This window comes from Cellulomonas sp. P5_C6 (genome assembly GCF_054049635.1).
In genome coordinates this window covers 1-4,427 of sequence record NZ_JBFULZ010000269.1, presented here as the reverse complement: position 1 = coordinate 4,427, position 4,427 = coordinate 1, and the positions used below count along the sequence as shown (strand labels likewise).

5 protein-coding genes are annotated in these 4,427 nt (G+C 71.5%); 2 read left to right on the top strand and 3 right to left on the bottom strand.

What is annotated here, in order from left to right; genetic code table 11:
- Positions 1 to 444: trehalase-like domain-containing protein (locus ACXJKG_RS19785; protein WP_456847438.1), on the bottom strand; the 444-nt coding region annotated here is incomplete at its 3' end.
- Positions 445 to 487: 43 nt separating this feature from the next.
- The gene (locus ACXJKG_RS19780; protein WP_456847437.1) at positions 488 to 727 is read right to left on the bottom strand and encodes a hypothetical protein; all 240 of its coding nucleotides are present in this window, start codon (positions 725 to 727) and stop codon (positions 488 to 490) included.
- A gap of 72 nt (positions 728 to 799) precedes the next feature.
- Between ACXJKG_RS19780 and ACXJKG_RS19775 the strand changes: the two genes are divergently transcribed.
- Positions 800 to 1,405 carry a GNAT family N-acetyltransferase gene (locus ACXJKG_RS19775; RefSeq protein ID WP_456847436.1) on the top strand — a complete coding sequence of 202 codons (606 nt, stop codon included), beginning with the start codon at positions 800 to 802 and terminating at the stop codon, positions 1,403 to 1,405.
- Here ACXJKG_RS19775 and ACXJKG_RS19770 read toward each other — a convergent pair.
- Positions 1,398 to 2,027: a potassium channel family protein gene (locus ACXJKG_RS19770; RefSeq protein WP_456847439.1), complete on the bottom strand. Its 630-nt coding sequence runs from the start codon at positions 2,025 to 2,027 to the stop codon at positions 1,398 to 1,400. The genes ACXJKG_RS19775 and ACXJKG_RS19770 overlap by 8 nt on opposite strands.
- A 534-nt stretch (positions 2,028 to 2,561) precedes the next feature.
- Here ACXJKG_RS19770 and ACXJKG_RS19765 point away from each other — a divergent pair.
- A partial coding sequence (locus ACXJKG_RS19765) for a S8 family serine peptidase (RefSeq protein ID WP_456847435.1) occupies positions 2,562 to 4,427 on the top strand: 1,866 nt, incomplete at its 3' end.

Below are 4,427 nucleotides of genomic sequence, written 5' to 3'. Positions count from 1 at the left end.
GGTGACGGTCCGCAGCAGGATGTGCTCGGCGTCGTCGTCGGTGGGGGTGCGGCGGTGGGTCGCGGACCGCTCGTCCTGGTTGTGCCAGGGCCCCATCACCATCGCGTCGCGGACAATCAGCCAGCCCGTCGGCGTCTGCCAGGTCGTCTCCAGGACCAGGGTGCCCGGCAGGTAGCGGCGGGCCGTCGGGACGCGGATGCCGTGCGGACCCACGCRGAAGGACCCGGCGCCGCGGTCGAGGATCGACGCGAAGATGCTGGGCGAGTCGGGCCGGGGTACGCACATCCACTCGACGGCGCCGGCGGGGGAGATCAGGCAGTTCGACTCGCAGTCGGACAGGAACGCGTAGCTGGCGATCGGCGGGAAGGCCGACCGGTGGGCGCCGTCCGAGTCGGGGGCGGCGCGCGAGACGTCGGTGCGGGGACCGGCCGGGGGCGTCGCCATGACTCAGGGTGACTGAGTCGTGACGATTTGTCAGCAGGCTCCGTCAGGCCAGCAGGCTGACGATCTCGTAGGTCTCGGGATCGGGCTGGGCGCCGATGTGCTGCCGCGCGAGCGCGAACGCCTCGTCGGGCGTGGCGACGACCGCACCCGGGCGCAGGGCGGGGGCGCAGCTGAGCACGCTGTACAGGGGGCCGACGCTGTTGCCGTCGTCGTCGCACTTGCCGACGGCGACGACGAGCACCTGGTGCAGCAGGTCGGGGGCGGAGTCGGTGATGAGCGTCACACTCGTGTCATCGGCACGTCGACGCCGATCCTGGACCCCTGATTCCTGTGAGCCCGTGAGAAGGTCGTGGTCATGCCCGCTGTGATCCGGCCGTTCCACCCGTCCGACCTGCCGTCGATCTACCGCATCTGCCTGCTGACGGGCGAGGTGGGCGGCGACGCGACGTCGCTGTACGGGGACCCCGACCTGCTGCCCCACCTCTACGCCGGGCCGTACCCGATCGCCGACCCCGGCCTCACGTTCGTCGTCGTCGACGAGCTCGGGCTGGTGGGCTACATCGTGGCGACGGCCGACACGGCCCGGTTCGAGCAGTGGCTCGAGCAGGCCTGGTGGCCGGCCCTGCGGGCCCGCTACCCGCGCCGGGAGGACCCGCGCGACGGCAGCGAGGACCACGTGCTGATCGAGCGGATCCACGAGTGGCCGCGGGCGGACGAGGCGCTCTTCGAGCGGTTCCCGGCGCACATGCACATCGACCTGCTGCCCCGCGCCCAGGGGCAGGGCCTCGGGCGCCGGCTGGTCGAGACGCTGTCCGCGGCGCTGCGGGGCCGTGGCGTACCGGGCCTCTACCTGGGCGTCGACGACCGCAACCAGGGCGCGGTCGCCTTCTATCACCGCGTCGGGTTCGAGCTGGAGAGCCAGCACGACTGGGGACGGACGCTGACGCTCGACCTCACGTGAGGGGTGCGTCGCCCCCGGTCGACGTGTCGCCACGCAGCTCGAGGAGCCGGTCGACGTCCGCGACGGTGACGTCGGGCATGGCCAGGAGGGCGCGGAGCCGGTCCAGCTGCGTGGGCTCGTCGACAGTCCCGGTCGGCCGCTTGCGGGGAGCCAGGAAGAGGTTGGCCAGGTAGCCGGTGAACGTCCCGAAGATGCCGACGCCGACCACGATGATGACGACCCCGACGACGCGGCCGGCGTTGGTCACGGGGTACTGGTCGCCGTAGCCGACGGTCGAGATGGTGACGATCGTGTACCAGAGCGCGTCGGACGCGGTCGTGATGTTGGCGCCGGGGGCGGCGTGCTCGACGCGGAGCATCTCGAGGCTGCCGAACTGGAGCACGAGGATGCCCGTGAGCAGCAGGATCAGGAGCGCGCTCTCGGCCCGGTCGCGGAGCRGGCTGCGTACGACGGCCCGACCGCCCACCTCGCGCAGCAGCCGGAACACCCGCACCAGGCGGAAGATCCGCAGGAACTTGAACTGCGGGAACGGCACGCTGGCCAGCAGGTCCGCCCAGCCGAAGTGCCGGAAGAAGTACGCGCTGCGCGAGGGGGCGGTCGCGAGCCGGTAGGTGAAGTCGATGAGGAGGTGCCGCTGAAGATCGCGTTCATGACCAGCAGCACCTGGTCGAGATCGCCGCCGCGCCGGGCGAAGCCGATCAGCACGAGGTCGAAGATCGACAGCAGCGACAGCACGCCGACGAAGATCTCGTAGCCGATGTTCTTCAGCTCGCTCCGCGCGGCCTTCAGGACTCGGAGTCTGGAACTGCGGAGCGCGCGGACGACTCACCGACGCGAGATAGTGCATATGACCATCGTCAATGACCACTTGACTCGGTGACGGCGGCGAGGCACGCTGGGGTGGACGTCGCAGGGTCGGGTCTCCAGGAGGGTGGAGACCCGGCCCTGCGCGCACGTCAGCCCCAGCACCCTCGTCGATCCGGCGGAATCACGTGCGGTCGGGCTCTCGCGACTCTCGATACCTCGCCCGGTGCCGGCTTTTGCGTGGCTTCAGCCGGTCCGCGACACGGGGATTTCAGGGAGGCGCGCGGAGTCAGTACGCTGCGCCCGCCTCGATGAACGCCAGTCGGGCAGTTGACCCCAGCTGGAGTACTCGATGTCCCGCCTCCTCGTCGCCGCCACGACGCTTCTCGTTGCCGTGCCCCTCTCCCTCGCGGCCGCGCCCGCACGCGCCCTCGAGGATGGCGACCACTCCGGGACGTCGGCCCAGAGCGCCAAACAAGCCGACGATCTGGTGGGAGCGTCGGACGACTCCGCCGACGCTGACCATGTGCTCGTCAAGTTCGCGGCCGGCACGTCGGGGGCTCAGCAGATGGCTGTCGTCGATGCAGCCGACGCCGCACTCGATGGCGACGTGGGGAGCACGGGGTACGTCCAGCTGGCCGTTGGGGACCACGATCCGGTCGAGGTCGCTGCGGAGCTCGCGGCGTCGGCCGGCGTCGACGACGCCCAGGTCGACCACGTCCGGACCACCAGCCAGTGGCCGTCCGACCCGCTCGTCCCCTGGTCGGCCACCTACTTCGACCTGATCCGGCTGCCGCGGGCGTGGGACGAGTCCGTGGGCGACGGCGTCGTCGTGGCCGTCCTGGGCACGGGTGTCGAGGCGACCCACGAGGACCTGGTCGGTGGCGTTCTTCCCGGGATCGACCTGGTGGACCACGACGACGACGCCGACGACCCCGCAGGCAGTGGGACGGTCATGGCCGGCATCATCGCTGCGAGCGCTGACAACGGAGTCGGCTCCGCGGGTGTCGCCCCTCAGGCGATGATCCTGCCGGTCCGCGTCGTCGGCCCCGATGGGACGAGCGCCGACTCGGACGTGGCGGAGGGCATCGAGTGGGCGGTGGACCACGGCGCAGACATCGTCGACCTGTCGATGTCGGGCGACGAGCCGAGCCCCGTGCTGCTCGCCGCGATCAAGGATGCCGTTGCGGCCGGAGCCCTCGTCGTCGCTCCGGCCGGAGGCACGGCGACGGATGCGCCGGCGTATCCCGCTGCCTACGCCCCGGAGGTGGCCGGCCTGATCTCCGTCACGGCGACCGACAACGACGGGCGGCTCGCGCCGCTCTCGCGGTGGGGCGACACGGTGTCGCTCGCAGCACCGGGCGTGAGCCTGTACGGACCGGTGCCGACGTGGGGCTACACCACGGGCGACGGGTCGTGGTACGCGGCACCGGTCGTCGCCGGTGTTGCGGCGCTGGTGCTCGCGCGAGAGGACCTCTCCCCTGCCGAGCTGGAGCTGCGGCTCGAGCGCACCGCCAACGACGTGGGTCGGCGAGGGGTCGACCCGTTCTACGGGTTCGGGCTCATCGATGCTGCGGCCGCCGTCACCGCGTCTGACGACGCACCCGCGGCAGTGGCGGTCCCTCTCGGGCCTTGGCGGTCGGACGGTGCGGACGACGACACGCGCATGACGGCCCGCGCTCTGACCGACGCCGGTGCGACCGCGACGCTCTCGCCCGAAGGTGATGTCGACTGGTTCCGCTACACCGCGGCCGAGCGGGGCTGGTACGCGGTCGACGTCGAGGTTGTCGACCATTGGTACAACGCCGACCGGCTGGACCCCGTCATCGAGGTGCGGGACGCCTCGGGCGGTCTGCTCGGGCGTGCGGACCGCTGGGGGCCGTCGTCCGACGAGTCCGTGCTCGTCTCCGCGGCCGCAGCGGGCCCGCTGTTCGTGCGGGTCACGAATGCGTCGGGCATCGCGATGGACAACCACTACCGCCTCACCGTGACTCCGACCACCGGCCCGGCGTTCGAGACGATGGCGCCGCGGGCGCACGTCGGGGCTGACAACGTGCGCGTGGGCGATGTCACGGGCGACGGGATACCGGACGTCGTCAGCGACGGGCTCTGGGTGTTCCCCGGGACCGGGTTCGGTGACGTCGGCGCGCCGACCGATCTCCCTCGAGACATGAGCCTGGGGTACGCCACCAACTTCGACCTCGCCGACCTCGACCAC

Excerpts from the sequence above, each read along its gene's own strand:
- ACXJKG_RS19775 (WP_456847436.1), top strand. The coding sequence starts at position 800 with ATGCCCGCTGTGATCCGGCCGTTCCACCCGTCCGACCTGCCGTCGATC.